This is a genomic window from Exiguobacterium sp. AB2 (assembly GCF_000696055.1).
GTDB classification, from domain to species: domain Bacteria; phylum Bacillota; class Bacilli; order Exiguobacteriales; family Exiguobacteriaceae; genus Exiguobacterium; species Exiguobacterium alkaliphilum.
The window spans coordinates 29,452-52,477 of record NZ_JNAA01000044.1 but is presented as its reverse complement, the minus strand read 5'-3'; the positions used below and the strand labels follow the sequence as shown (position 1 = coordinate 52,477).

The window sequence follows — 23,026 nt, the reverse complement described above, 5'->3', positions numbered from 1 at the left end:
ATCGATAGGAGGTCGATGGAATGGGTCAAATCTTGCTCATCTTGTTGTTACAACTACTATACGTCCCGGTGCTCACGCTCCGGACGATTATGCTCGTTAAAGGGAAGACGGTCATCGCCGGATTGTTCGGGACGCTCGAGACGCTCATCTACATCTTTGCGCTCGGCATCGTGTTCCAAGACTTGACGACGCTCGGCATGGTCGTCTACGCCGTCGGATTCGGACTCGGGATCCTCGTCGGCGGATTCGTCGAGCGGAAGCTTGCGATTGGCTACAACATGATTCAAGTGCACACGCAAGAGTTCCCGGCCGAGCTCATCCAAAAGATGCGCGACAGCGGCTACGGGGTGACCCATTATCAAGGGCAAGGCCGTGACGGCGTCCGCTATCGCCTCGACGTCTTGGCGGCCCGGACGCGCATGAAAGAGTTGCGTCAGCTCGTCGAGCATTACGAGCCGAAAGCGTTCCTCGTCGCGTTCGACCCGATTGACTTCAAAGGCGGCTATATGATGAAAGGGCTCCGTCGCCCGAAATGACGGACGAGACTCACGGAAAGTGGGTCTTTTTTTGTGGGAACGGGAATAGGGGGTCAAAGGAGTGGGACGAATGAGACGAAAAACGATGTGGTTTTGGGTGATCGTGTTGATCCTTGTCGGAGGGATTGTGTACGGGCTGTCGTTTTTGCAGACGTCTTCCGGCGTCAAACCGCCGCTTCCAACCGTGAAGGTCGGATCGGTGACGGCCGAAGTGAAGCAGTCGACGTATTGTTGGGCGAATGGGGACGAGGCCGTCTGTGAAGATCACGCCCTGCCTGAGCCGGACGACTTGCAAATTGTGACGGTCGAACCCGGTGCAACGATTGACGTCTCGTTCCATGAAGCGCCGGACAATGAGACGTTCCATCAAATCGTGGACGGGGAACTCGTCCCGGCCGAGCGAATCGTCCCATCGGAGCCAGGCGTGTATCTGTTCGAGACCGGCGGGGACTGGGCGAATGGGGATAGTCGCTACGTGTTCGGGGTCGAGGTGACGGAATAAAGAAAATCCCTTCTCAGACGAGAAGGGATTGATGTGTTAACGCGTCATGACCTTGTCGATGAGACCGTAGTCTTTCGCTTGGTCAGCAGACATGAAGTAGTCGCGCTCTGTGTCGCGCTCGATGACTTCAAGCGGCTGGCCTGTGTTGTCGGCCATGATTTGGTTCAACTTCTCACGCATCTTGATGATCCGCTCGGCGTGGATTTTTATGTCCGACGCTTGACCTTGCGTGCCGCCGAGTGGTTGGTGAATCATGATCTCCGCGTTCGGCAATGCGAAGCGTTTCCCTTTTTCACCGGCTTGGAGCAAGAAGGCACCCATCGATGCGGCCATTCCGATACAAATCGTCGACACGTTCGGCTTGATGAAGTTCATCGTGTCATAAATCGCCATTCCGGAAGTGATCGAACCACCCGGGCTGTTGATGTAAAGCGAGATGTCCTTATCTGGGTCCTCGGCTGCAAGGAAGAGGAGCTGCGCGACGATCGAGTTGGCGACGTTGTCGTCAATCGCACTTCCGAGCAAGATGATCCGGTCTTTGAGCAAGCGTGAGTAAATGTCATATGCGCGTTCCCCACGACCTGTTTGTTCGATAACTGTTGGAATTAACATTGAATCTGCCTCCTTTATGTAGGTTGTAAACATATCATACCGTTATAGTCAATGTTGGTCAAACGATAGTCATCGTTTTTCACCTATTCCACCATTCTTTGGCGATGAAACGAAAAAAGAGGCCAGGCGTGTGCCTGACCTCTTACATATGATACACCCGGAGAGATTCGAACTCCCGACACCTGGCACCGGAAACCAGTGCTCTATCCCCTGAGCTACGGGTGCATGTTCTCTGACACGATTTATTATACATTTGTTTTTTTAAAAAAGCAATCCTGTTTCATGACCTTTTTTTGAAGCGGCGTGGAGTCGCTTCCGCTACAATAGGAGGCGAGGGGAGTGACCGAGATGCAACGGCAAGAGCAGCATCAAGTACAACGACAACAATTGACGCAAGACATGTTGCGGCGCCTGCCTGTGTTAGAGGCGGACCGGGCCGCCATCGTGTTCCAACTCGGACGGCTCGCGGCTCGAAGCGGACAGGTCGCCAAAGGGAACGGCATGGTCGAGTGGATTGCCGACGCGGGGGCCGGTTTCGAGGCGCGTCTGTTCGAGCAGATCGAGGAAGGGAGCGGGACGGAAGCGGAGAAGGCGCTCCAACGACAGCTCGTCCTCGCGCTCGACCATCGGGGGCTGTTGCCCGAGACGGATGCGATGCTCGCGGACCAATTCGGTGTCGAGGAGAGCGCCATCGAGTCAGCGCGCCGGGCGCTCTTGTTTCTAGAACCGACGGGCGTCGGAGCGAAAAACGAACACGAATGCCAATATCGACACGCGATCGAACACGACGACCCGCTCGTCTTGGACGTGTTCGAGGCGATGGAGGCGGGCTTCGACGATGTCCCGGGCCGTCTCGGGTTGAGTGCGTCCGAATTCGATCGCGTCACGCGCCTCATCGCGACGTTGCCGAAAGTGCCCCTATTATATGAAGAAACCGAACAAATTTTCCCAGAGCTCGAAGTGAGACGGGAGGACGGACAGCTCGTCACGACGTGGTTCACGCCGGCGCTCGACATCGAGGCGGACGCAGAGCTGACGTGGTGGCACGACACGCTCGCGATGCGGGCGAAGACGTTGCAGTCGATTTGGGACGTCATCGCGGAAAGGCAGGCGGACTGGTTGAACGGGGAGCTCGTATTACACCCGTTGACACGAAAAGAAGTCGCCGCGCGCATCGGTAAACATGAGTCGACGGTCGGGCGGGCGATTCAACAGAAGTTTGTCCGCACCGAGGGCGGCACGATGGCATGGCGTGATTTGTTCGTGCGGGCGACCGTGCGGGGACAGTCGCCGTTCATGATCAAACGCATCATCGCCGAGCTGATTCGTTCCGAGACGGCACCGCTTAGTGATCAGGCGTTGACCGAGGCGCTCGCGAACGAAGGGTATCACGTGACGCGACGGACGGTCGCCAACTATCGGGAAGCGCTCGGTTTCGGCAACTCGCGGGAACGGGAGCGGCAACTATGGAAAGGAGAGAGTTGAATGAAGCTGACACTTTATCGGCGTGACAACTGTTCGTTATGCGAGGAGGCGCTCGTCATGCTCGAATGGTTGCGAGAGGACTATCCGTTCGAGCTCGAGCAAATCGACATCACGACGGACGAGGCGCTCGAGGCCAAGTACTTGTTCGAGATTCCGGTCGTTATATATGAAGGGCACGTCATTAGTCAAGGGCGATATGATGACAGCAAAGTTGAAGATTTTGTTAAGTATACGCTTACATCGAAAAAAAACGTTTAGAGGGGTTGCAAGACGGAAAAGTGATTGATAAGATGAACTCGTAGCGGTGGGACGTAAAAATAAAAGTGGGACAAAAAATGTCCACACTTGAGGTCGAGGGGGAATGAGGCATGATCCAGCAACTGATTCACGTTCAGAAGCAAATCGTCCCAGACCTGCTCGACACGCTCCGACATCGTTACGACATCTTACACTATGTCCGTTTGATGCAGCCGATCGGCCGCAGGACATTAGCCACGAGCCTCGGGCTAACGGAACGAATCTTAAGGCGAGAGGTCGACTTCTTGAAAGACCAAGGTCTGCTCGCAGTCGCCACTCAAGGTATTTCCCTTACAGAATCGGGCCGAAACGTTCTTCGAGACTTGCATGAGGTCATGGGAGAGATCCTAGGTATCTCAGAAGTCGCACGAGAACTCGAGCAAAAGCTCGGCGTTCGCCAAGTCGTCATCGTACCGGGAGACTCGGACGAGACGTTCTGGGTCCAGCGGGATATCGGACGGGCCGCCGTCACGCAGTTAAAAGCGCGACTGGCACCGGACGACAATATCATCGCGGTCACAGGCGGGACGACGATGGCATCTGTCGCGGCGATGATGTCGCCCGACAAGAAAGAACGGCCGATGCATTTCGTACCAGCGCGCGGCGGACTCGGTGAGACGCTTGAACTTCAGGCGAACACCGTCTGTTCAAGGATGGCGGACCGGGCCAACGCAGACTATCATTTGCTCCACATTCCAGACGAAGTGTCGCAAGAGACGTTCGAGCGGATGGTGGAGGAACCTAGCATAAAAAATGTGCTGGAAATGATTAGAGCGGCGCGAATAGTGGTACATGGAATTGGTGAGGCCGAAACGATGGCGAAGCGCCGTCGCGCCACACCGGAGCATTTGCGGATGATCGAACGGCATGAAGCCGTCGCCGAAGCGTTTGGCTATTATTTCAACGCGGAAGGTGAAATCGTGCATCGGGTCAAGACGGTCGGCATTCAATTAGAAGAGCTCGACAACATGGACACCGTCATCGCGGTCGCTGGAGGGAAATCGAAGGCGCAGGCGATTGCCGCATATGCGAAACATACGCCGAACATCATTCTCGTCACGGACGAAGGTGCGGCAACAGAATTATTAACGTGTTATTAAAGAGTTGACCCCCGTTGGCTCTTCAATAAATAGCTTCTACCCTAAGGAGGAAATTAACATGGCAGTAAAAGTTGGTATTAACGGATTTGGACGTATCGGTCGTTTGGCATTCCGCGAGATCATCAAAAACGAAGGAATCGAAGTTGTTGCAATCAACGACTTGACTGACACGAAGATGCTTGCTCACCTTCTCAAGTACGACACGACGCAAGGTCGTTTCGACGGAGACGTTGAAGTACACGACGATCACTTCCTCGTAAACGGCGAGAAAGTTCTTACACTTGCAAACCGCAACCCAGAAGAACTCCCATGGGGCGAGCTCGGTGTTGACATCGTTCTCGAATGTACTGGATTCTTCACAGACAAAGAGAAAGCAGAGCTTCACTTGAAAGCTGGCGCGAAAAAAGTTGTCATCTCGGCACCAGCTACAGGTGACATGAAGACTGTCGTTTACAACACGAACCACGAAATCCTCGACGGTACAGAGACAGTTATCTCTGGTGCTTCATGTACGACAAACTGCTTGGCGCCAATGGCGAAAGTTCTCCAAGATCAGTTCGGAATCGTTGAAGGTCTCATGACGACGATCCACGCTTACACAGGCGACCAAAACACGCTTGACGCGCCACACCCGAAAGGTGACTTCCGTCGTGCGCGTGCGGCAGCAGCGAACATCGTACCGAACACGACTGGTGCGGCGAAGGCAATCGGCCTCGTTATCCCAGAACTTCAAGGTAAACTTGACGGTGCGGCACAACGTGTACCAGTTGCGACAGGTTCACTCACAGAGCTCGTAACAGTTCTTGAGAAGACTGTATCGGTTGACGAAATCAATGCAGCGATGAAAGCAGCAGCAAACGAGTCTTACGGTTACACGGAAGACGAAATTGTTTCTTCTGACATCGTCGGCATCACGTACGGTTCACTCTTCGACGCGACACAAACGAAAGTCATGACAGTTGGCGACAAGCAACTCGTTAAGACAGTTGCATGGTACGACAACGAAATGTCTTACACTGCACAATTGGTTCGCACACTCAAGCACTTCGCTGAAATCGCGAAGTAAGTTCGTGAACTAAATAGAATCAAATAGGAGCGGAAACAAGAGATTGTTCTCCGCTCTATTTATGAAATTGAAATGCACGACACATGGAGGCGAAGGTTATGAACAAACAGTCTATTCGTGACATCGATGTAAAAGGAAAACGCGTCTTCTGCCGCGTTGACTTCAACGTTCCACTCAAAGATGGCGTCATCCAAGACGAGACGCGCATCCAAGCGGCTCTTCCGACGATCAAGCACTTGATCGACGGCGGCGCGAAAGTCATCTTGGCGAGCCACCTCGGCCGTCCAAAAGGCGAGAAGAACCCTGAGTTCTCACTCGCACCGGTCGCTAAACGTCTCGCTGAACTTCTCGGCAAAGATGTACCCCTCGTTGAAGAGGCGTACGGTCCAGTCGCAGAAGAAGCCGTTTCAAAACTTGGTGAAGGTGACGTCGTCGTGCTTGAGAACGTTCGTTTCTACCCAGGTGAAACGAAAAACGACCCGGAACTCGCAAAAGGCTTCGCATCACTTGCTGACGTCTTCGTCAACGACGCGTTCGGTGCGGCGCACCGGGCCCACGCTTCGACGGAAGGCATCGCGCAAAACGTCGACACGGCAGTCGCCGGTCTTTTGATGGAAAAAGAACTTGAAGTGCTCGGCAAGGCGCTCTCGAACCCAGATCGTCCGTTCACGGCGATTATCGGCGGATCGAAAGTTGCTGACAAGATTGGGGTCATCGACCACCTTCTTGACATCGTTGACACACTCATCATCGGTGGCGGTCTCTCGTACACGTTCTCGAAAGCACTCGGGCACGAAGTCGGAACGTCACTCCTTGAAGAAGACAAGCTCGACCTCGCTCGTCAGTTCATGAAAAAAGCAGAAGACAAAGGCGTGAAGTTCTTGATGCCGGTCGACTGTGTCATTGCGAAAGAATTCGGCGAAGAGACATACGTCGGACCAGTCGATATCGACTCGATCCCTGCGGATCACATGGGTCTTGATATCGGACCGAAGACAGTCGAACTTTACGCGGAAGCGATTCGCGAATCGAAACTTGTCGTTTGGAACGGACCGATGGGCGTATTCGAACTTGATAAATACGCAAACGGAACGAAAGGTGTCGCTCAGGCACTCGCGGATAGCGATGCTTACTCGATCATCGGCGGTGGGGACTCAGCTGCAGCAGCTGCCAAGTTTGGCCTTGCAGACCAAATGAGCCACATCTCGACGGGTGGCGGCGCGTCACTCGAGTTCATGGAAGGCAAAAAACTTCCAGGCGTCGAGGCGCTTAACGACAAGTAAAATAGAGGAGGGTTATCGATGCGTAAACCGATTATTGCAGGTAACTGGAAAATGAACAAAACACTCTCGGAAGCAGTCGCTTTCGTCGAGGAAGTCAAAAACAACGTCCCGTCAACAGACAAAGTTGACGCGGCAATCGGCGCACCAGCTGTCTTCCTAGCTCCAATGGTAGAAGCAGCGAAAGGGTCAGACTTGAAGCTTGGTGCCCAAAACATGTACGACAAAGACAGCGGGGCATACACAGGCGAAATCAGCCCGGCCATGGTCGCTGACCTCGGCGTGACATACGTCATCCTTGGACACTCAGAGCGTCGCGAATACTTCGGCGAGTCGGATGCGTTCATCAACAGCAAAACGAAAAAAGCGTTCGAACACGGTCTTACGCCAATCGTTTGTGTCGGTGAAACACTCGAGGAGCGCGAAGGCGGCAAGTTCGAAGAAGTCATCAAGACGCAAGTCGAAGGTGGCCTCGCGGACCTCTCAGCTGACCAAGTGAAACAACTCGTCATCGCCTATGAGCCAGTCTGGGCAATCGGTACTGGTAAATCAGCGGACGAAGCAGACGCGCAAAGCTCATGCAAATATGTTCGTGACGTGGTGAAAGGCCTTTACGGTGAAGACGTGGCGGCTGCAGTACGCATCCAATACGGCGGTTCTGTAAAACCTGAGAACATCAAGGAGTATATGGCGCAAGAAGACATCGACGGCGCACTCGTCGGCGGTGCTTCACTTGAAGCTGCTTCGTTCCTCAAGTTGTTGGAGGCGATTTAAATGGCAAGACCAGTCGCCCTCATCATCTTAGATGGTTTTGGCATGCGGGACGAGACGTTCGGTAACGCGGTCGCTGCGGCGAACAAACCGAACTTCGACCGTTTCTGGGAGACGTATCCGCATACGCTTCTCAACGCGCAAGGCGAGTACGTCGGCCTTCCGGAAGGACAGATGGGCAACTCGGAAGTCGGTCACTTGAACATCGGTGCCGGCCGGGTCGTCTATCAGTCACTCTCGCGCGTCAACAACGCCATCAAAGACCGTTCGTTCTTCGACCGTCAAGCGATGAACCATTTGGCGGGACATGTGAAAAAGTACGATTCGAGCCTCCATATCATGGGCCTCGTCTCGGACGGCGGGATTCACTCGCACATTCAACACATGTTCGCTGTCGTTGAGTTCGCTAAACTTCATGGCATTGAAAAAGTCTACATTCACGCTTTCACGGACGGCCGTGACTGTGATCCGAAATCAGGCGCAAGCTTCCTCGAACAGACGGAAGCGAAGCTCGCTGAACTCGGTGTCGGTCAAGTCGCTAGCGTGTCTGGACGCTATTATGCCATGGACCGCGACAACCGTTGGGAGCGCGTCGAGAAAGTATACGACGTCCTCGTCCACGGCAAAGGCGAAGTCGGCACGAACGCCGTCGACGTCTTGAACCAGTCGTATGAAGCAGGGCTCACGGATGAGTTCGTCAACCCGACGGTCATCGAGAAAGACGGTCAACCGATCGCGACGATCAAAGACAACGACGCGATCATGTTCTTCAACTTCCGTCCGGACCGGGCGATCGAACTTGCGAAAGTGTTTAAAGAGAAGACCGGCTTCAAAGGCTTCGAACTTTCGAACACACATCCACAGAACATCTTGCTCGTCTCGATGACGAAGTTCTCGGATGAAATCGACACAGATATCGTCTTCCCACCGGAAGATTTGAAGAACACGCTCGGCGAAACGCTCGCCGCGCAAGGGTACAAACAGCTCCGCGCCGCGGAAACTGAGAAATACCCGCACGTCACGTTCTTCTTGAACGGACAACAAGAAACACCGTTCGAAGGCGAAGATCGCTTCCTCGTGCCGTCGCCGAAAGTCGCGACGTACGACTTGAAACCGGAAATGAGCGCATACGAGCTCACAGAAGGTCTCTTGGAGCGTATCGAGTCAGATCAATACGATGCGTATATCATCAACTACGCGAACCCGGACATGGTCGGTCACTCCGGTATGCTCGAACCGACGAAAAAAGCGGTCGAAGTCGTCGACGAATGCCTCGGTAAAGTAGTGGACGCACTCATTGCCAAAGGCGGCGCGGCGATCATCACGGCGGACCACGGGAACGCTGACCTCGTCACGAACCCGGACGGCTCACCGATGACGGCGCATACGACAGAACCTGTCCCATGTATCATCACGAAGCCAGGCGTTGAACTGAAACCTGTTCTAAAAGGCTCGCTTTGCGACCTCGCGCCGACGTTGATCGACCTTCTCGGTGCCGATCAACCGGCTGAAATGACCGGTACGTCAATCGTTACAAAAAATAATTTCCAACCAAAAAGGAGAGATTTAATATGTCAATGATTACAGAAATTTACGCACGCGAAATTTTGGATTCACGCGGTAACCCAACAATCGAAGTAGAAGTCTTCACAGAAGACGGCGGTTTCGGCCGTGCCCTCGTCCCATCAGGCGCATCAACTGGTGAGCACGAAGCAGTCGAACTCCGCGATGGCGACAAGTCACGTTACCTTGGTAAAGGCGTACTTAAAGCCGTTGCGAACGTAAACGACACAATCGCACCAGAACTCATCGGCTACGATGTCTTCGACCAAAACGCACTCGACGCTAAAATGATCGAGCTCGACGGTACGAAAAACAAAGGCAAACTCGGCGCGAACGCGATCCTCGGTGTCTCGATGGCAGCAGCACACGCAGCAGCAGACGAGCTCGGCCTTCCACTTTACACGTACCTCGGCGGATTCAACGCGAAGACGCTCCCAACGCCAATGATGAACATCATCAACGGTGGTTCGCACGCGGACAACAACGTTGACTTCCAAGAGTTCATGATCATGCCTGTCGGCGCGCCATCGTTCCGCGAAGCGCTCCGCATGGGTGCAGAAGTATTCCACGCCCTCAAATCAGTTCTTTCTGGTATGGGTCTCAACACAGCTGTCGGTGACGAAGGTGGTTTCGCACCAAACCTTAAGTCAAACGAAGAAGCGATCACGGTTATCCTTGAAGCGATCGAAAAAGCTGGTTACAAAGCTGGCGAAGACATCTACCTCGCAATGGACGTTGCGTCTTCTGAGTTCTACGACAAGTCGACTGGCAAGTACGAACTCGCTGGCGAAGGCAAGTCGATGACGACTGCTGAGCTCGTAGACTTCTACGCTGAGCTCGTTGACAAGTACCCAATCATCTCAATCGAAGACGGTTGCGACGAGAACGACTGGGATGGCTTCAAGCTTCTTACTGACAAGATCGGCCACAAAGTTCAACTCGTTGGGGATGACCTCTTCGTAACGAACACGGAGAAACTCGCTGAAGGTATCGAGAAAGGCATCTCGAACTCGATCCTCATCAAAGTTAACCAAATCGGTACGCTTACAGAAACATTCGACGCGATCGAAATGGCTAAAAAAGCTGGTTACACAGCTGTTATCTCGCACCGTTCTGGTGAAACAGAAGATGCGACAATCGCGGACATCGCGGTTGCGACAAACGCTGGTCAAATCAAGACTGGTTCGCTCTCGCGTACAGACCGTATCGCGAAGTACAACCAACTTCTCCGCATCGAAGACATGCTCGGCGATGTAGCGAAATACGACGGTATCAAGTCGTTCTACAACCTCAAAAAATAATTAAAACAACCCACGGATGGCTCTATGTAGCCGTTCGTGGGTCTTTTTGTTTCTGGAATTGCACATTTATTGCACATTTCGCTTTTTTTCTCGGTCGATTTGGAGACGGAAGGCGTTTGCGGCGTCCTTTTGTTTCGCCTCGGTGACGTGCGAATAGATGTTCATCGTCGTGGCAATCGACGTATGCCCGAGCCGTTCCTGGATGACCTTGATGTTCGTGTCATTGTTGAGTAGGATGGTCGCGTGCATATGCCGGAAGTCATGGATGCGCATCGGCGTCAGTCCGACCCGTGTGCAGATGCGTCGGTACTCGGTCCGGAGCAACGTGTCGTTGAGGTACTTCCCGAACGGCGTCGTGCAGACGAGATCGTCCTCTGGCTTCTCCCCAAACCGTAGCAGTAACTCGGCCTGTTCAACGCGCCAACGCCGTAACTCGGACATCGTACCGGCATCCAAATAGACGTCACGGTTTCGCTTAGTCTTCGGTGGGGTGAACTGATGGAGTTTGCCCGTCCGTGACTCGTGCCGCTGCGCGGCCGTCAATTGGGCGATGGACTTGTTGATATGGACGTAACCCTCGTCGAGATGGACACAATCCCACGTCAACGCCTTGACCTCGTTGCGCCGCGCGCCGGTCATGGCGAGCAGCACGAACGTGACCCAGTAGGGCGAGTGCTCCCGTGCCGTGTCGAGGAAACGGACCAGTTCGTCGACGGTCCACAGGTTCCGCTTGGTCTTCGTCTCCTTGCGCCGTTTCAAAAACATTGGTGCGTCGTTCTTCGTATAGCCCGCCTGTCGTGCATAATCGAACGCGGCACGGAACAGGACGATGCGCAGGTTGACAGAAGACGTCTTCATCCCTTTCTCTTTTTCGAGCATCGAGAGATAGCTTTCGAGGTGGCGCGCGGTCAATCGGTTGATGTCGTGCGTCCCCAGATGCTTCGTGATGCAGGTGATGAGCGAGCGGTAGTTCCGTCGCGTATTGATCGAGAGGGACGGGGTATGTACCTCAAAATATTCGTCGAGTAGATCGGTGACCGTGTACGTCTTGCGCCGTTCGTGGATGCTCGTGGCAATCTCGCCGTTCGCATACGCCTGTTCGAAGGCGCTCACCTTGGCCCGGAGCTCTTGTTTCGTGCTCGCGCTCAGATACTTCTGGACACGCTTGCCCCGGGCGTCGATGCCGAGCGAGAGGCGGACCTCCCACTTGCCTTTATCGTTTTTCTTCATGTTCATGTGTCGAATCCTCCTTGCTACTGTCATCATAGCAAACCCGCACCCGAGACGGTACAACAAAAAAAGACCCGCGCGGGGTCTTAGGCGTTGAGCAATTTAGCTTTCTGAGCGTCGAACTCGTCTTGTGAGAGGACGCCCGCGTCAAGCAACTGTTTGAGCTTGAGCAATTCGTCGGCCGCGCTTGCTGTGCTCACCGCGACTTGTGGCTGTGCCGGTTGGGCTAACAATTCTTCGACGTGATCGCGTAGCTTTAACGCAAGGTCGTACTCCGGTTTCGCGAACAAGATCGAGTTCTCATCTTTTACCGCGTCCTTCACGCCGGACGTGTCCTTGCTACCCGAGAAAATAAACTGAATGTATCCTGTCGTGAGTCCGGGCTTCTTGACCTGCACGCCAGACAGCGAACTGATTCGGATGTTCTTATCGCCGCCGCCGTTGTTCAACCGGTTCATGATGCCGCGCCGTGAAATCTTGATAAATCCATTCTCCACAGTCACGGTCGTCTTCCCATTCGATTTGAAATCAAATACGTTGTTCATTGGTTCTTCCTCCTTGGTCATTCTTCACGTCGATTATAGCATCTAATCTACTTATACCCATCTTTGTTAAATAAAGTTTCGGTTCGACAAACAAGTTATGACTAAATCCCAAACTGTCGAACAATATTTTACAAGGTTCGTCAAAATTGTGGTTGAATAGTAAGGTGATTTCGCACATACTATAGTCACAAGCACGAACGCTCGTTCGTGAAAAATAGGACGAAAGAAGGAATACGAATGGTAGAAGTCTCAGCCCCTACATCGAAGCTAGACAACGCAGCCGAATCGAACCAACTAAACCGAGAGCTTCTTTTTTTGATGAAATGACGGGTCAAGTCGCCGTGTTGCAGTTCACACTCGAAGACGTGTTCGATCGGACGCGCTGGGGTGAGCACAAACTGCCGGCGGTATTCTTGCCACAAAAAAAGAGAGCGTGACCGCTCCCTTACTTCCGCTCCCGGTGACGGGAAATCTGAAATTCTATAAACGCCCGAATCTCACGGATCTGTTCATCTGTGAGATTTTTTGTGTCGTCATCTGACAAGTTGAGGGTACGAAGTATCTTGATCTCCATGTCGCTGAAACGCATGGCGGCTTCGAACTTCGTCTCCTCTGGATCGTCCGACTCCCCCAAAAGATAACTTGTCGTCGTTTTTAATAACTTCGCAAGCTTCGGAATCATATCTGCCTCGATTTTACGTTTATCACTTTCATAATTTGAATAGGTGTTCGGCGACACCTTTAATTGCTCGGCAATAAATTTTTGCGTCAAACCTAAATCTTTGCGACGAGCAAAAGCCCGCTTGCCAATAGTAGTCATATCCGTTTCGCTCCCTCTACTCCCATTAAAAGTCTCCATTATCGTGGTGTCAACCATGATGTAACCTCCTTAAGTATACCGAATGAATTACAAAAGTATCAAATTGATTAAAATAAATCTCAAATTGTGATTGACATCTCATTTTGAGAAGTTTATAGTGGAGTCAAGGAGGTGAGGGAATGAGTCAAACCATCGACCGAACGACGCTCCGCGACTTGCGTGTCTCTAAAGGAATTACCCAGAAACATCTCGCGAGCAAACTCGGCATCGTTCCGAACGGATACTTCCGAATTGAGGAAGGGACGCGTAAAGTCACAGTCGGCGAAGCGCTAATCATCTCGGAAGTGTTGGAAGAGCCATTGGAGAAAATTTTTTTTACGGACAAGCTTCTCATTTTGAGAAGAGTACAACAGTTTGAGAATAATCTATAAGGAGAGTGTAACACGAATGAACCAATTAACGAAAGTGTTCGAAGGGCAAAGCGTCCGCATCCTCGGCGACAAGGAAACGCCGCTGTTCGTATTAGCAGATGTATGCAAGGTGCTCGAAATCGGAAACCCGAGTGACGTGAAGAAGCGATTAGAAGGTGGGGTCGTTAGTATCGAGGTCATCCTAGATGTGATGGATCGTGAGCAACAGGTCACGGCAATCAATGAAGACGGATTGTACGACGTCATCCTCGACAGCCGTAAGCCGCAAGCAAAACGTTTCCGCAAGTGGATCACAGGCGATGTTCTCCCGTCTCTTCGCAAAACAGGGACTTACGAGATGCCGAAACCACAACTGCCTCAGCAAGTCGTCGAAACGATGCCGAAGTTGTTCCGTGGTGTCGCCGACCTAATCGACTGGAAGGAAGTTGCGGTCGCTGCGCTCGATGAAGTTCAGATGGATATTCACGAATTGAAGAACGGCCTCACGTTGACGCACGGCCAAGAACTCGCCATCCAAGAAGCGAAACGTCGTCGGGTCCGCGATATGTTCGACCGCTACGGCGACGATCATCCGTTTCTCGACACGAAAGCGAAATTCCACAGCCGTTGCGGTAGCGACTTGAAGAAAGCGTTCAACGTGCCACGTTACGGCGAGATTCTACGGAAAGACTTTGAAGAGGCATTGCAATATGTACAGGCATGGCGCCCGCCATTCCAGTGAAAGGAGCACGCACATGAATGTCCAAGTCGTCACGCTCACCACGAGCGAACTCAACACGATGCTCGTCGAAGCCGCACAGAAAGGTGCCGAACTCGCGCTAAGCGCCACACAGAAGACGTGGCTATCGCAGAAAGAGGCGTGCGCCTACCTCGGCATCGACCGCTCTACCTTGACGGAACGGAGCTATTCAAAAGGATTGCCCGTTTATCGGGATGGCAAAACGGTCCGCTACTTGAAAAGCGACCTCGACGCCTTGCTAGAACGCTCGTAAACACAGAAAACGAACGAGGTAAAAACCCCGTCCGCTCATGATTCGACACCTTGAGTATACCACGGGGCGCCTCAGAAATGGAGGATAACATGCTCACCGAACGACAGACCGACATCCTGTTCCAGACGCTAGGCTACGCCGCTCTTGCATCACTCTTACTCACGATGCTACTCGGTCAATCCGACTACTACCTCGTCGGCGCCGCCGTCACACTCACCCTCGCGACAGTCTTCGCAGGGATCAGCTACCTCAGCACAAAGGGGGAGGACGCATGAAGCGCTACACACTCCAGGAACGCGAGGAGCAAATCAAGTTTCACCGCGCGTATATCCAAAACATGATTCGAAATTACACGGAATTGACGACCGGCCCCGAATCGGAACGTACCGTCATCATCTACCGTGATTTATTGGACCACATCGACGAAGTATTCGGTAAGGAGGAATATTGACATGACCCCATACGACAAAATCAACGCGCTCACTGACATCTCCGGTGACCTCACCGACATCCGCGAGAAGCTCCACCGCCTCGGCAACCTCAACGCCGACATCGACACGCCGCTCTATCAAGCGCTGTACCAAATCGAACAGGCGCTCCACTGGCAGAACACGCTCGCGCAGGATGAGCCAAAGAATGACGTTGAACTCTGGTACGAGCGCATGGCTAAAGAATACGGCGCTGAGCGCGTCAATCACATCTGCTACGACACGATGCTCAAAGAAATGCAAGGAGGGACAGCCGTATGAAACTCTACGAACTCACAAGCAAACGCCAAGAACTGCTCGACCTGATCGCCGCCATGGACAGCGAGGACCTCGAACTCTCGGACGCCGTGGGCGACACGCTCGAAGCACTCGACGAAGCCATCCAAGACAAAGCCGAGGCCGTCGCCTCGTTCATCTTCTCGCTCCAAGCCGACAGCGCCGCACTCAAACAGGAAGAGCAACGGCTCGCCGAACGCCGTCGCTTGAACGACGCCAAGGTGGAGCGCATGAAGACGTACCTCGCCGACATGCTCGAGGACGCGGACATCGACCGCATCAATGGATTGAAGTACACCATCGGCTTCCGCAAGTCGGAGAAGGTGGCTGTGACGAATCTAGACGCGCTCCCTGAGTGTTTCCTGCGCATCAAGCGTGAGCCGAACCTTACAGCCTTGAAAGAAGCGCTCAAGGCAGGACAGGCCTTTGACGGCGTCTCACTCACCACGAACAAGAACCTAAGCATCCGATAAGGAGGAACTCCAATGGCAACCAAAACCGAAGAACAAGCGGTCGAACCAAAACCGCTTAACATCCACCAAAAGATGCTCGAAGTCATGAAGAAAGTCGAGTACCTCAAGAAAGACGACAAGGTGGAGTTCAAGAACACGAGCTACAAAGGATTATCCGAAGAAAAAGTCACCTCGACCGTCCGCCAAGCCTTCGTCGAACTCGGCCTGGTCATGTATCCGATTCACCAAACATCGACCCGCGTCGGCAACCTGACGACAATCGACGTCACATACCGTCTCGTGAACGCAGACGGCGGCGACTACGTCGACATCGTATCGACGGGTGAGGGTGCTGACTCGCAGGACAAAGCGGCAGGAAAGGCCATGACATACGCCTATAAATACGCGCTCCTCCGCTCATTCGCCATCGCGAGCGGTGAAGACACGGACAAAATTCACTCCGCCAAACTCGATGAAGAGCTGAAAAAGAAAGCGAACGAGGCGCACGCGAACATCATCAAGCTCATGGATCAATATATCGCCCTCCGTGAAACGGGGTCACGCGAAAAACTCTATGAGTTCTTGAAAATTGAACCCGAGACGAACGACATCAATATGTTGAACTACGTCATCGGAAAACTGAATGAAATGGTGAAGGGGGCGCGCAAAGATGCAACTGCCTGAATATGACGAATACGAACGCATTGAAGTGGACCACGACGAGGCACACGTCCTCGACCTCATGGCTACGACCCAAGCCGACGAGCACTTCATGACCTATGAGCAGGAGCAAGCGTATATCAAGAGCATCGACACGCACGTCAACAAAATTTGGACGAAGAAGGAGCAAACACAATGATTAACCGAGTTGTATTGGTAGGCAGACTTACACGGGATCCTGAAATGCGTTACACACAGAGCGGCATCGCTGTCACGCGGTTCACATTGGCGTGCGACCGCCCGTTCACCGGGCAGGAAGGCAAGAAAGAGGCGGACTTCATCGACTGCACCGTCTGGCGCAAACAGGCCGAGAACGTCGCCCAGTATTTGAAGAAGGGCAGCATGGCAGGTGTCGACGGTCGCTTGCAGATCAGTAGCTACGAGGCGCAGGACGGCACGAAACGTCAACGGGCCGAGGTCGTAGCCGACAGCGTCCGCTTCCTCGAACCGAAGGCGGGCGGACAGTCGCAGTCACAAGGCGCACCGAAGACAGCAAAAGATTCGGACGCGTTCTCAAGCGGTGGGACTCTAGACTTTGACGAATCCTCATTACCGTTTTGATGCGAAAGGGTGAACATGTATGAAACTGACCGGAAACGAGATTGTCGATGCGATGGTGGGGTACGCCCCGCCGTCCATCGCCATCCCTCACACGTGGTTTAAGACCATCGTCAACGACAAAGGAAAGCCGAACATCAACGCGATCATCTTACTCTCGGAGATTGTGTACTGGTACCGACCAAGCCAGATGAAGGACGAGGTCACGGGCGAGTTCCTCGGCTATAAGAAACGATTCAAACAAGACTTGCTGCAGAAGAGCCGCAAGGGTTTCGAAAAGACGTTCGGCCTCACGAAAGACCAGACGTACACGGCACTCAAGTTTCTCGAAGAGCTCGGGGTGATTAAGAATCACCTTCGCCATGTTGAGACAGAAATCATGACGCTCAACAACGTCCGATTCATCGAATTGATACCCGCGAAGCGGAACGAATTGACGTACCCTGTCGTAGGAGAACGAGACCCTATCGTACAGAAACGAGAGGGCTATCGTATAGAAACGACACCCCTATCGTATGAAAACGAGACAAATACATTGATTACTAATACAGGGATTACATCTACAAGTAATTCTACTACTACTGGCGAGAATGAATTCCAGCAGTTAGCTGATTTATACACGAGTAAAATCAATCAAAACATTCAAGCCGTGTACGAGTTTCTCGAAGACGACCTAAACGAGTTCGGACTCGAACTTCTGACCGAGGCCATCAACGAGGCCGCGCTCGCCAACATCCGGAACTACAAATATATCCGAGGCATCTTGGGCGCATGGCGCGACAGAGGTATCACGAACATGCAAGGGCTCATCCAAGACCGTGACGCCTTCGAACAGAAGAAGCGCGCCAATCAGAACCGCAAGTCGTGGTCACCGAACAAGGAGACGGGCATGAAGAAGACGCCGGAATGGCTCGAAGAAGAGGGAGCTAAACAGCGCGAACATGACAAGCGCCGTCAGGACGAACTCGCCGCGAGTGTCCCGGACGACCACGAGCTCGAGAAGTTGCTCGCTGAAATACGGAGTGGATCATGAACGAACAAAAGGGGGACACAGAAATGAACATGCTTGAAAACTACATCGTCGAAGTTCACGATGTGGAAACGTATAACGCTGAATGGACGAAAGAAGACTGGGCCAAAGATAAGACCTGGGTCGAAGTGGACCATACGACGAACTGCTACGGAAGCAAGACACGTTCAAAGCGTGTCTACGAATTAAATGATTGGGAAGCGACGTTGAAACAAGGTTACTACTGGGCATAAGGAGGACGCAAAATATGGTCTACGAACGCATCGACGGCCCGACCCACTACCTGCTGTTCCCGAATCAACTGACGATCCATGCAATCGAAAACAACCGCCTTGTCGACACCAAGAAGCTGACCAGCGAAGAGATTGCCGCCGAGCTCGAATCGGGCGAATGGACGCTCCGATGAACCGACGTAAGAAGAAGCCGCAGACCTTCGTCCGGTATCGGGGAACGCGTGAGGTGTTCCTCGTCCGGTACGAGGGCGACACGCGGATCACCCTGTATCACGACATGAGCCAGCAAGAGTTGCAACGCCACTTGAAAGAGGGCTGGGAGGTACATCGTACATGGACAAACGGATGAGACGCATGATTATGACGCTACACGCAAACGGACTCTCGGCGAGCGACATCGCCAAGCGGTTCGAGATGGACACACGACGAGAACGTAAGGACTTTATCCTCACCACGATGACGGTCGAGGATGTACTTAGGGAGATGGGCGCGGCCGACCCGTCCCGTCGCATCCCACAAAAGCCGGAGATTCAGCCGGACATGCCGAAGCGTTTCGTCCCATTACACGAGAGCCGAAAGAAACGCCAGAAGCTGACGATTCGCAAGCTGACCGCCGAACAGCGCGAGTGGCACGAAATCGTGTGCGGCGTCTCGAAGAACGGGCGCCAGTTGCTCAAGAGCGGAAGCCGCCACAAGCTCGAACGCCGCATCGTCGAATATCTCGAGAAGGGATATGTGCAAATCGGCGGCATCTCGACAGACTTTTATTGCGACGGCGAGACGTACATGGCGCTCGTCGAGAAGAAGGAGGAACACCATTGATCGACACGAACCTCAAGCCGAAGCAACGACAATGCGAGAAGTTGCTCCGCGCCTACTACACACTACCGATGACCATCGAAAACTTGAAGATGCAGGCGGAAATCGCGCCGTCGACCGCGTCATACGAACCGAGGGAGGGACAGAGCCACGCGGCTCCGTCCTCGCCCGTCGAGACGCTCGTTTTTAAGCGAGACGTCATCCGCCTGAAAGAGAAGGAATACGAACTGCTCGCCACGCTCCGCGACGACAAACTACATCAACAGCTCGTCGACATCTGGGACATGCGCTACAACCCGCGCCATGACTACAACGACAGCCAGGTGATGCTCCTGCTCGGCATCGAGCGGAAGGCGTACTACAAACTGCGGGCACGGCTCCTCGGCTACATCGCCGACGTGTTCGGGCTCTGGGAGGATGGGAAAGATGACCCCGAAGTTCGCTGACGCCATCATCCGCAAACAGTTTTATAACCACATGACCATCCGACAGCTCGCCAATCTACACGAGGTGGACGAGGCGACCATCGAACGCATCGTGGCCGGCATCACACCGAAGAAACGTCACGAGACCGGCGGCATCGCACCACTCACCGACACACTGACCGAGGAACGGTTGCTCCGCTACATGGAAGAGTGCGCCTCACCGGCCCGCATCGCCTATCTCGAGGGCGCGACGAAGGACGAGGTGCTCGCGGTCGCCGAACAGTTCGGCCATCTCGACAAGTTCAGCGCCGAGGCGGTCGACCGGCGGAGGGAGGAGCGGAACCAACGGATCGGCGAGCTCGTGGCAGAGGGACGGACCTCGCTCGAAATCTCGGAGCTCCTCGGCGTCAATCGGACCACGGTCTACGACGTCTGCGCCAAGTACGGGTTCAAGTCGAAACGCGCCCCGAAGCTCCACAAGGACGGACGACAGGCCCGCGCAAATGAAATCGCCGCACTCGCCAAGGAAGGCTATAACGCCCGACAGATCGCGGAGAAGCTCGGTATCCATGTCGAGACGGTCCGCAACGCCAAGCGTGACTTTGGCATCCCGATGAACCGAAAAGCGAAAAAGGAGGAGACGACATGACGACCGACCTAAAGCTGCCCATCCGCATCGACGTGGTGCAGAAGCAGTACAAGAACGGTATGCAGCTCGACGAATTGGCCCGGTTGTATGAAGTGGACGAGGAGACGTTGAAGCCCCTTGTTGCCGAAATCGTTCCGAAAAAACGGAAAGAAGTGGACGGCCTGCGCTATACGACCGAAGAGTTGCGCGAGTTGTGCCTGGAAGCCAAGACGGTCACGGGGATCAAGACGCAACTCGGTCTGGCGAACGTCCGGCAAGTGCGTAGTCTCCTCGACATGCACGGACTCAGCGACCTCATCCAATCGGATGACCATGTCCGCCGCGAACGCTATGAGCGCCTTATCGAGCTGTTGGACTCCGGGCTGACGATATCGCAAGTCGCGTCCCGGACGGCGGTCTCGTATTCTACGGTCCGAAACGCCATCCGATATGCCATCGAACATCTCGGGCGGGATGACCTCAAACCGAAAAAGAAGGAGCCGATCACCATGGAACAACGGCAAGAACTCGCGAAACAGATTCAAGCTTTGCTCGATGAGCGCACCCCGATCAAAGAGATTCGAAAGAAATTCGAGCTCGACCACAATCAGTACGACGCGATCCGCAAACAGTTTGGTTTGAAAGCGAAACAAGGGCGACGGAAGTCAACGCAACCGCAACCCGCCATCCCGGAAGAGCATAAGGAGGAACCGACGATGCCAGACGTGACGACAGCCAGCCTAGAAAGCGCCGTGACTTCGTTCAAGGCAGAAGAGAAACCAGACCTAATCGGGATGCTCCACGACAAAATGGAGCACATTGCACGCGCTGAGCGCATCGAGCAACGTGTCCTGAACCGCGACAAGGCGGTCTGGGGCGAGTACCTCACGGCACGGAGCGAAGAAATCGAGGACGTGACGCACAACGTGGACGTGGTGGTCGAGAACGGCAAACTGATCGAGCGCACGACGTTGACGTACACACTGGAAAGGGAGTTGGGGAGATGAAAAACGTACTCGGAAGACAGTACCGATTAATGGACCATTCGGATTTTGCTTTCCTCCAAGAGGGTCTCATAGTAACAGCTGAGGAAATCGACAAACATGGAGTGCTTGTCACGTTCGACGACGAAGGGTGTTTCACGTTTGAAAAGGTCACCCACGAGCGATTTCTGAGATATTTCGAGTTATACGAACCGCAAGATGAACCTTCCAAACCCGCCCACTACGACACGGGCATCGACACGATCGCCTTCCTACGCGCCAACTGCCCGCCGGAACAGGTGGAGGGCTTCCTGCGGGGGAACGCGCTCAAGTACCTACAGAGGTACGACCGCAAAATGCAAGCGGTGGCTGATTTGAAGAAATGCCGTCACTACCTGGACATGCTCATCGAAGAAGTGGAGGGACGCGAATGATTACACTAACGTACATCTTCGGCGCGTGGGCGCTGTACCTCTTGGGGTATGCAGTCGGCAAGGCACGAGGCTACGAGGACGGCATGCACGGGGCGACGCACCTCATCGAGACGTATCGCATCACGGACGCCCAAGCGGCGGCGCGGGAACTGGAGGGGCGTGACTGATGGCACGGAAAGCGAATCTTGGGAAATATCTTGAAAAATTGGTCCTTCAATCGAACCACGTCTACCTTATGCGTCAAGAGGCGGTCATCCATCAAGCCCATGCGGCCGTGACGACTCTAAAAGGTGGCAAGTGGTTCTATGACAAGAAGGCAGGACTCGATTTCTACGGCGTCTATGACGGCAAATACATCACGTTCGACACGAAGGAAACCGAGAACAAGACGAGTTTCCCACTAAAGAACATCAAACATCACCAGTACGACACAATGATCCGTACCATCAAACAGAACGGCATCTCGTTCTTCCTTGTACGCTTCAACTATTTCGGTGAGACGTATTACTTGAGCGCAGAGCAGACGCGTCACTGGTGGGAACAACAGAAAGATGGACGCAAGAGCATCCCCTACGCGTGGTTTCAGGACAACTGCCGCGTGGTCAAGAGCCAGAGTGCAGCGGCGCTCGATTGGTTGAGCGTGGTCCGGGAGGAGCTCGGCGATGATTGAATGGACGGAGACGGGCACGGCCCTGCTGCTCATCTGCCTGATCGGGGCGATGGGGCTGTGGGGACTACGAGACTAGGAGAGTGGATAAAATGGCATTTGAAATCGAAAAAGGCATTGATGAAGCAGTGGAGCGGATGGTCGAAAAGTACGACAACTGGATGAACATTGTGATTTATCAAAAGTTGCAACAAATCGGTCGGCAACTTATCGACACGTATGAAAATAGCGATGGAAATTCGTCGCGACACGAACTGGAAGAACGTTCTCGGCTTTATCAGATTGGGCAACTCCTGTACGGATTGGAAGCAGAGGGCAAGTTCAATCAAACTTCCGACACGGTCGACAACTTGAAGTCACTTTATGACATGGGCGTTCGTTTGAAGATAACGTCCGGTGAAATCGAGAGAGAGTTCGACGCACTTTCAAAAACGTTTAAACTCACGCATCAAGTGCCAACAATCGAGGTTCAGCTCGTCAAGGATATCGCCAAGCTATGAAATACGAACTCATCCCACACGACGTCCGCAAACGGCATGTCCGCATCCAGTACAAGGGCGTCGTCATCGCAGACGGCATCGACTACGGCAACGGGTGGTACGAGGTGCGCCCTCGGCGTAAGCACTTCTACCCGCTCGACCGCTTGCACAAGATGATGAACGCGGAGCAGATCGGCGAGCTGTGCGAGAAGTCGTTTTAACGGGCAAGGGGCATAAACGATAAATTTTATTTTGATGCAGTTTCTAACTAACTTCTGACTTATTTCTAACTAAAAAAACGAC

Annotated in this window: 37 protein-coding genes and 1 tRNA gene; 33 read left to right on the top strand and 5 right to left on the bottom strand. The window is 53.5% G+C overall.

Translation table 11 applies throughout. The features are described from left to right. Positions 1-20 precede the first annotated feature (20 nt). Together DI14_RS06645 and DI14_RS06640 are read left to right on the top strand one after the other, a co-directional pair. Complete coding sequence (locus tag DI14_RS06645) at positions 21-536, top strand: DUF2179 domain-containing protein (RefSeq protein WP_034806813.1); 516 nt, start codon at positions 21-23, stop codon at positions 534-536. A gap of 70 nt (positions 537-606) precedes the next feature. Then, on the top strand, positions 607-1,038 hold the full coding sequence (locus tag DI14_RS06640; protein WP_034806810.1) for a hypothetical protein: 432 nt from the start codon (positions 607-609) through the stop codon (positions 1,036-1,038). A 36-nt stretch (positions 1,039-1,074) separates the two neighbouring features. On the opposite strand, the gene clpP is transcribed toward DI14_RS06640, so the two are convergent. Next, entirely contained in the window at positions 1,075-1,650 is a 576-nt protein-coding gene (clpP, locus tag DI14_RS06635) for an ATP-dependent Clp endopeptidase proteolytic subunit ClpP (RefSeq protein ID WP_024370422.1), read from the bottom strand. Between the two features lie 152 nt (positions 1,651-1,802). Further along, positions 1,803-1,875, bottom strand: a tRNA-Arg gene (locus DI14_RS06630). Between the two features lie 123 nt (positions 1,876-1,998). Between DI14_RS06630 and DI14_RS06625 the strand changes: the two genes are divergently transcribed. The 8 genes from DI14_RS06625 (at position 1,999) to eno (ending at position 10,513) form a co-directional block, all read left to right on the top strand. Beyond that, positions 1,999-3,135, top strand: coding sequence for a Fis family transcriptional regulator (locus DI14_RS06625; RefSeq protein ID WP_034806877.1), 1,137 nt, complete (start codon positions 1,999-2,001; stop codon positions 3,133-3,135). Beyond that, positions 3,136-3,393: a glutaredoxin family protein gene (locus DI14_RS06620; protein ID WP_034806809.1), complete on the top strand. Its 258-nt coding sequence runs from the start codon at positions 3,136-3,138 to the stop codon at positions 3,391-3,393. Between the two features lie 110 nt (positions 3,394-3,503). Continuing rightward, on the top strand, positions 3,504-4,532 hold the full coding sequence (locus DI14_RS06615) for a sugar-binding transcriptional regulator (protein ID WP_081825840.1): 1,029 nt from the start codon (positions 3,504-3,506) through the stop codon (positions 4,530-4,532). Between the two features lie 58 nt (positions 4,533-4,590). Beyond that, positions 4,591-5,598 carry a type I glyceraldehyde-3-phosphate dehydrogenase gene (gene gap / locus DI14_RS06610; protein WP_034806807.1) on the top strand — a complete coding sequence of 336 codons (1,008 nt, stop codon included), beginning with the start codon at positions 4,591-4,593 and terminating at the stop codon, positions 5,596-5,598. Positions 5,599-5,696: 98 nt separating this feature from the next. Further along, on the top strand, positions 5,697-6,881 hold the full coding sequence (gene pgk / locus DI14_RS06605; protein ID WP_034806805.1) for a phosphoglycerate kinase: 1,185 nt from the start codon (positions 5,697-5,699) through the stop codon (positions 6,879-6,881). An 18-nt stretch (positions 6,882-6,899) separates the two neighbouring features. Next, the gene (gene tpiA, locus DI14_RS06600) at positions 6,900-7,652 is read left to right on the top strand and encodes a triose-phosphate isomerase (RefSeq protein WP_034806802.1); all 753 of its coding nucleotides are present in this window, start codon (positions 6,900-6,902) and stop codon (positions 7,650-7,652) included. Further along, on the top strand, positions 7,653-9,230 hold the full coding sequence (gpmI, locus tag DI14_RS06595; protein ID WP_051622630.1) for a 2,3-bisphosphoglycerate-independent phosphoglycerate mutase: 1,578 nt from the start codon (positions 7,653-7,655) through the stop codon (positions 9,228-9,230). It abuts the gene before it with no gap. After that, positions 9,221-10,513 carry a phosphopyruvate hydratase gene (gene eno / locus DI14_RS06590; protein WP_024370414.1) on the top strand — a complete coding sequence of 431 codons (1,293 nt, stop codon included), beginning with the start codon at positions 9,221-9,223 and terminating at the stop codon, positions 10,511-10,513. The genes gpmI and eno overlap by 10 nt, the downstream gene beginning before the upstream one ends. 66 nt (positions 10,514-10,579) lie before the next feature. On the opposite strand, the gene DI14_RS06585 is transcribed toward eno, so the two are convergent. The 3 genes from DI14_RS06585 to DI14_RS15025 all read right to left on the bottom strand — a co-directional run bounded on the left by DI14_RS06585 (position 10,580) and on the right by DI14_RS15025 (position 13,165). Further along, positions 10,580-11,749: a site-specific integrase gene (locus DI14_RS06585; RefSeq protein WP_034806800.1), complete on the bottom strand. Its 1,170-nt coding sequence runs from the start codon at positions 11,747-11,749 to the stop codon at positions 10,580-10,582. Positions 11,750-11,829: 80 nt separating this feature from the next. Further along, the gene (locus DI14_RS06580) at positions 11,830-12,288 is read right to left on the bottom strand and encodes an SHOCT domain-containing protein (RefSeq protein ID WP_034806798.1); all 459 of its coding nucleotides are present in this window, start codon (positions 12,286-12,288) and stop codon (positions 11,830-11,832) included. Positions 12,289-12,733: 445 nt separating this feature from the next. Beyond that, the gene (locus DI14_RS15025; RefSeq protein ID WP_051622629.1) at positions 12,734-13,165 is read right to left on the bottom strand and encodes a helix-turn-helix domain-containing protein; all 432 of its coding nucleotides are present in this window, start codon (positions 13,163-13,165) and stop codon (positions 12,734-12,736) included. 122 nt (positions 13,166-13,287) lie between these two features. On the opposite strand from DI14_RS15025, the gene DI14_RS06570 reads away from it, so the two are divergent. From DI14_RS06570 to DI14_RS06470, 23 genes are all read left to right on the top strand, one after another. Then, the gene (locus DI14_RS06570; protein ID WP_051622628.1) at positions 13,288-13,539 is read left to right on the top strand and encodes a helix-turn-helix transcriptional regulator; all 252 of its coding nucleotides are present in this window, start codon (positions 13,288-13,290) and stop codon (positions 13,537-13,539) included. A 16-nt stretch (positions 13,540-13,555) separates the two neighbouring features. Beyond that, complete coding sequence (locus DI14_RS15210) at positions 13,556-14,260, top strand: BRO family protein (protein WP_081825837.1); 705 nt, start codon at positions 13,556-13,558, stop codon at positions 14,258-14,260. Positions 14,261-14,273: 13 nt separating this feature from the next. Next, positions 14,274-14,531, top strand: coding sequence for a helix-turn-helix domain-containing protein (locus DI14_RS06560; RefSeq protein WP_034806797.1), 258 nt, complete (start codon positions 14,274-14,276; stop codon positions 14,529-14,531). Between the two features lie 89 nt (positions 14,532-14,620). Beyond that, on the top strand, positions 14,621-14,806 hold the full coding sequence (locus tag DI14_RS06555; protein WP_034806796.1) for a hypothetical protein: 186 nt from the start codon (positions 14,621-14,623) through the stop codon (positions 14,804-14,806). Continuing rightward, positions 14,803-14,982 carry a hypothetical protein gene (locus tag DI14_RS06550; protein WP_034806795.1) on the top strand — a complete coding sequence of 60 codons (180 nt, stop codon included), beginning with the start codon at positions 14,803-14,805 and terminating at the stop codon, positions 14,980-14,982. Before DI14_RS06555 ends, DI14_RS06550 begins: the two co-directional genes overlap by 4 nt. A 1-nt stretch (position 14,983) precedes the next feature. Continuing rightward, positions 14,984-15,280, top strand: a complete 297-nt coding sequence (locus DI14_RS06545; RefSeq protein ID WP_034806794.1) for a hypothetical protein — start codon at positions 14,984-14,986, stop codon at positions 15,278-15,280. Further along, positions 15,277-15,768 carry a siphovirus Gp157 family protein gene (locus tag DI14_RS06540; protein ID WP_034806793.1) on the top strand — a complete coding sequence of 164 codons (492 nt, stop codon included), beginning with the start codon at positions 15,277-15,279 and terminating at the stop codon, positions 15,766-15,768. The genes DI14_RS06545 and DI14_RS06540 overlap by 4 nt, the downstream gene beginning before the upstream one ends. Before the next feature lie 12 nt (positions 15,769-15,780). After that, positions 15,781-16,431 carry an ERF family protein gene (locus DI14_RS06535; RefSeq protein ID WP_034806792.1) on the top strand — a complete coding sequence of 217 codons (651 nt, stop codon included), beginning with the start codon at positions 15,781-15,783 and terminating at the stop codon, positions 16,429-16,431. After that, positions 16,418-16,606, top strand: a complete 189-nt coding sequence (locus DI14_RS06530) for a hypothetical protein (RefSeq protein ID WP_034806790.1) — start codon at positions 16,418-16,420, stop codon at positions 16,604-16,606. Before DI14_RS06535 ends, DI14_RS06530 begins: the two co-directional genes overlap by 14 nt. After that, positions 16,603-17,028, top strand: a complete 426-nt coding sequence (locus DI14_RS06525; protein ID WP_034806787.1) for a single-stranded DNA-binding protein — start codon at positions 16,603-16,605, stop codon at positions 17,026-17,028. The genes DI14_RS06530 and DI14_RS06525 overlap by 4 nt, the downstream gene beginning before the upstream one ends. Positions 17,029-17,047: 19 nt before the next feature. Further along, a complete protein-coding gene (locus DI14_RS15020; protein WP_051622625.1) occupies positions 17,048-18,058 on the top strand; it encodes a DnaD domain-containing protein in 1,011 nt (336 codons plus the stop codon). 23 nt (positions 18,059-18,081) lie between these two features. After that, positions 18,082-18,288 carry a hypothetical protein gene (locus DI14_RS06515; RefSeq protein ID WP_034806785.1) on the top strand — a complete coding sequence of 69 codons (207 nt, stop codon included), beginning with the start codon at positions 18,082-18,084 and terminating at the stop codon, positions 18,286-18,288. A gap of 14 nt (positions 18,289-18,302) precedes the next feature. Next, positions 18,303-18,461 carry a hypothetical protein gene (locus DI14_RS15460; RefSeq protein WP_160165645.1) on the top strand — a complete coding sequence of 53 codons (159 nt, stop codon included), beginning with the start codon at positions 18,303-18,305 and terminating at the stop codon, positions 18,459-18,461. Next, a complete protein-coding gene (locus tag DI14_RS06510; RefSeq protein ID WP_152545878.1) occupies positions 18,458-18,637 on the top strand; it encodes a hypothetical protein in 180 nt (59 codons plus the stop codon). The genes DI14_RS15460 and DI14_RS06510 overlap by 4 nt, the downstream gene beginning before the upstream one ends. Beyond that, entirely contained in the window at positions 18,622-19,110 is a 489-nt protein-coding gene (locus tag DI14_RS06505; RefSeq protein WP_034806781.1) for a hypothetical protein, read from the top strand. Before DI14_RS06510 ends, DI14_RS06505 begins: the two co-directional genes overlap by 16 nt. After that, positions 19,107-19,553, top strand: coding sequence for a hypothetical protein (locus DI14_RS06500; RefSeq protein ID WP_034806779.1), 447 nt, complete (start codon positions 19,107-19,109; stop codon positions 19,551-19,553). Before DI14_RS06505 ends, DI14_RS06500 begins: the two co-directional genes overlap by 4 nt. Then, positions 19,534-20,181, top strand: coding sequence for a helix-turn-helix domain-containing protein (locus DI14_RS06495; RefSeq protein ID WP_034806777.1), 648 nt, complete (start codon positions 19,534-19,536; stop codon positions 20,179-20,181). The genes DI14_RS06500 and DI14_RS06495 overlap by 20 nt, the downstream gene beginning before the upstream one ends. Next, entirely contained in the window at positions 20,178-21,167 is a 990-nt protein-coding gene (locus DI14_RS06490) for a helix-turn-helix domain-containing protein (protein WP_034806775.1), read from the top strand. Before DI14_RS06495 ends, DI14_RS06490 begins: the two co-directional genes overlap by 4 nt. Beyond that, complete coding sequence (locus DI14_RS15205; protein ID WP_235193416.1) at positions 21,164-21,577, top strand: DUF3310 domain-containing protein; 414 nt, start codon at positions 21,164-21,166, stop codon at positions 21,575-21,577. Before DI14_RS06490 ends, DI14_RS15205 begins: the two co-directional genes overlap by 4 nt. Beyond that, the gene (locus DI14_RS15455) at positions 21,574-21,744 is read left to right on the top strand and encodes a hypothetical protein (RefSeq protein WP_160165644.1); all 171 of its coding nucleotides are present in this window, start codon (positions 21,574-21,576) and stop codon (positions 21,742-21,744) included. Before DI14_RS15205 ends, DI14_RS15455 begins: the two co-directional genes overlap by 4 nt. Continuing rightward, complete coding sequence (locus tag DI14_RS06480) at positions 21,744-22,247, top strand: Holliday junction resolvase RecU (protein WP_051622623.1); 504 nt, start codon at positions 21,744-21,746, stop codon at positions 22,245-22,247. Before DI14_RS15455 ends, DI14_RS06480 begins: the two co-directional genes overlap by 1 nt. A gap of 89 nt (positions 22,248-22,336) precedes the next feature. Next, the gene (locus DI14_RS06475) at positions 22,337-22,744 is read left to right on the top strand and encodes a hypothetical protein (RefSeq protein ID WP_034806772.1); all 408 of its coding nucleotides are present in this window, start codon (positions 22,337-22,339) and stop codon (positions 22,742-22,744) included. Next, positions 22,741-22,944, top strand: a complete 204-nt coding sequence (locus DI14_RS06470; RefSeq protein ID WP_034806771.1) for a hypothetical protein — start codon at positions 22,741-22,743, stop codon at positions 22,942-22,944. Before DI14_RS06475 ends, DI14_RS06470 begins: the two co-directional genes overlap by 4 nt. The last annotated feature ends 82 nt before the right edge of the window (positions 22,945-23,026 follow it).

Bases quoted from the DNA above. Each gene is read 5' to 3' on its own strand.
- DI14_RS06645 (WP_034806813.1), top strand. From the start codon at position 21: ATGGGTCAAATCTTGCTCATCTTGTTGTTACAACTACTATACGTCCCG.
- DI14_RS06640 (WP_034806810.1), top strand. From the start codon at position 607: ATGAGACGAAAAACGATGTGGTTTTGGGTGATCGTGTTGATCCTTGTC.
- clpP (WP_024370422.1), bottom strand. From the start codon at position 1,650: ATGTTAATTCCAACAGTTATCGAACAAACAGGTCGTGGGGAACGCGCA.
- DI14_RS06625 (WP_034806877.1), top strand. From the start codon at position 1,999: ATGCAACGGCAAGAGCAGCATCAAGTACAACGACAACAATTGACGCAA.
- DI14_RS06620 (WP_034806809.1), top strand. From the start codon at position 3,136: ATGAAGCTGACACTTTATCGGCGTGACAACTGTTCGTTATGCGAGGAG.
- DI14_RS06615 (WP_081825840.1), top strand. From the start codon at position 3,504: ATGATCCAGCAACTGATTCACGTTCAGAAGCAAATCGTCCCAGACCTG.
- gap (WP_034806807.1), top strand. From the start codon at position 4,591: ATGGCAGTAAAAGTTGGTATTAACGGATTTGGACGTATCGGTCGTTTG.
- pgk (WP_034806805.1), top strand. From the start codon at position 5,697: ATGAACAAACAGTCTATTCGTGACATCGATGTAAAAGGAAAACGCGTC.
- tpiA (WP_034806802.1), top strand. From the start codon at position 6,900: ATGCGTAAACCGATTATTGCAGGTAACTGGAAAATGAACAAAACACTC.
- gpmI (WP_051622630.1), top strand. From the start codon at position 7,653: ATGGCAAGACCAGTCGCCCTCATCATCTTAGATGGTTTTGGCATGCGG.
- eno (WP_024370414.1), top strand. From the start codon at position 9,221: ATGTCAATGATTACAGAAATTTACGCACGCGAAATTTTGGATTCACGC.
- DI14_RS06585 (WP_034806800.1), bottom strand. From the start codon at position 11,749: ATGAACATGAAGAAAAACGATAAAGGCAAGTGGGAGGTCCGCCTCTCG.
- DI14_RS06580 (WP_034806798.1), bottom strand. From the start codon at position 12,288: ATGAACAACGTATTTGATTTCAAATCGAATGGGAAGACGACCGTGACT.
- DI14_RS15025 (WP_051622629.1), bottom strand. From the start codon at position 13,165: ATGGTTGACACCACGATAATGGAGACTTTTAATGGGAGTAGAGGGAGC.
- DI14_RS06570 (WP_051622628.1), top strand. From the start codon at position 13,288: ATGAGTCAAACCATCGACCGAACGACGCTCCGCGACTTGCGTGTCTCT.
- DI14_RS15210 (WP_081825837.1), top strand. From the start codon at position 13,556: ATGAACCAATTAACGAAAGTGTTCGAAGGGCAAAGCGTCCGCATCCTC.
- DI14_RS06560 (WP_034806797.1), top strand. From the start codon at position 14,274: ATGAATGTCCAAGTCGTCACGCTCACCACGAGCGAACTCAACACGATG.
- DI14_RS06555 (WP_034806796.1), top strand. From the start codon at position 14,621: ATGCTCACCGAACGACAGACCGACATCCTGTTCCAGACGCTAGGCTAC.
- DI14_RS06550 (WP_034806795.1), top strand. From the start codon at position 14,803: ATGAAGCGCTACACACTCCAGGAACGCGAGGAGCAAATCAAGTTTCAC.
- DI14_RS06545 (WP_034806794.1), top strand. From the start codon at position 14,984: ATGACCCCATACGACAAAATCAACGCGCTCACTGACATCTCCGGTGAC.
- DI14_RS06540 (WP_034806793.1), top strand. From the start codon at position 15,277: ATGAAACTCTACGAACTCACAAGCAAACGCCAAGAACTGCTCGACCTG.
- DI14_RS06535 (WP_034806792.1), top strand. From the start codon at position 15,781: ATGGCAACCAAAACCGAAGAACAAGCGGTCGAACCAAAACCGCTTAAC.
- DI14_RS06530 (WP_034806790.1), top strand. From the start codon at position 16,418: ATGCAACTGCCTGAATATGACGAATACGAACGCATTGAAGTGGACCAC.
- DI14_RS06525 (WP_034806787.1), top strand. From the start codon at position 16,603: ATGATTAACCGAGTTGTATTGGTAGGCAGACTTACACGGGATCCTGAA.
- DI14_RS15020 (WP_051622625.1), top strand. From the start codon at position 17,048: ATGAAACTGACCGGAAACGAGATTGTCGATGCGATGGTGGGGTACGCC.
- DI14_RS06515 (WP_034806785.1), top strand. From the start codon at position 18,082: ATGAACATGCTTGAAAACTACATCGTCGAAGTTCACGATGTGGAAACG.
- DI14_RS15460 (WP_160165645.1), top strand. From the start codon at position 18,303: ATGGTCTACGAACGCATCGACGGCCCGACCCACTACCTGCTGTTCCCG.
- DI14_RS06510 (WP_152545878.1), top strand. From the start codon at position 18,458: ATGAACCGACGTAAGAAGAAGCCGCAGACCTTCGTCCGGTATCGGGGA.
- DI14_RS06505 (WP_034806781.1), top strand. From the start codon at position 18,622: ATGGACAAACGGATGAGACGCATGATTATGACGCTACACGCAAACGGA.
- DI14_RS06495 (WP_034806777.1), top strand. From the start codon at position 19,534: ATGACCCCGAAGTTCGCTGACGCCATCATCCGCAAACAGTTTTATAAC.
- DI14_RS06490 (WP_034806775.1), top strand. From the start codon at position 20,178: ATGACGACCGACCTAAAGCTGCCCATCCGCATCGACGTGGTGCAGAAG.
- DI14_RS15205 (WP_235193416.1), top strand. From the start codon at position 21,164: ATGAAAAACGTACTCGGAAGACAGTACCGATTAATGGACCATTCGGAT.
- DI14_RS15455 (WP_160165644.1), top strand. From the start codon at position 21,574: ATGATTACACTAACGTACATCTTCGGCGCGTGGGCGCTGTACCTCTTG.
- DI14_RS06480 (WP_051622623.1), top strand. From the start codon at position 21,744: ATGGCACGGAAAGCGAATCTTGGGAAATATCTTGAAAAATTGGTCCTT.
- DI14_RS06475 (WP_034806772.1), top strand. From the start codon at position 22,337: ATGGCATTTGAAATCGAAAAAGGCATTGATGAAGCAGTGGAGCGGATG.
- DI14_RS06470 (WP_034806771.1), top strand. From the start codon at position 22,741: ATGAAATACGAACTCATCCCACACGACGTCCGCAAACGGCATGTCCGC.